The sequence below is a fragment of the Xanthomonas sp. BRIP62415 genome, from assembly GCF_003993515.1.
Lineage (GTDB): Bacteria > Pseudomonadota > Gammaproteobacteria > Xanthomonadales > Xanthomonadaceae > Xanthomonas > Xanthomonas euroxanthea.
Genome location: NZ_QEZH01000047.1, coordinates 1 through 392, shown reverse-complemented (window position 1 = coordinate 392; position 392 = coordinate 1). Strand labels below are relative to the sequence as shown.

Annotated in this window: 2 pseudogenes; one reads left to right on the top strand and one right to left on the bottom strand. The window is 71.9% G+C overall.

Going from position 1 to position 392, the window contains the following annotated elements:
- Window positions 1-204: pseudogene (locus EO141_RS21265) on the top strand (PhoPQ-activated protein PqaA family protein); the annotation flags it as partial.
- Here the strand turns inward: EO141_RS21265 and EO141_RS21270 are convergent.
- Window positions 189-392: pseudogene (locus EO141_RS21270) on the bottom strand (PhoPQ-activated protein PqaA family protein); the annotation flags it as partial. The pseudogenes EO141_RS21265 and EO141_RS21270 sit on opposite strands and share 16 nt — an antisense overlap.

The window sequence follows — 392 nt, the reverse complement described above, 5'->3', positions numbered from 1 at the left end:
CCCGTGGCCCTGGCGGCGCTGGCAGCGCGCAGCCGCGGCGTGGTGATCGCGCTGGGCGATAGCCCCAGCCAGGCGCTGACCTATCGCAACGACGGCGCGGCGCGCCGCGAAGACAACAGCGTCGCCTACAGCTGGTCGCTGTTTCTGGCATCGCCGCAGCAACGCAAGACCCTGCCGCTGCATGTGCCGATGGCCGCGGCCATCGGCACATGCAGCGGCAGGGTCTTGCGTTGCTGCGGCGATGCCAGAAACAGCGACCAGCTGTAGGCGACGCTGTTGTCTTCGCGGCGCGCCGCGCCGTCGTTGCGATAGGTCAGCGCCTGGCTGGGGCTATCGCCCAGCGCGATCACCACGCCGCGGCTGCGCGCTGCCAGCGCCGCCAGGGCCACGGG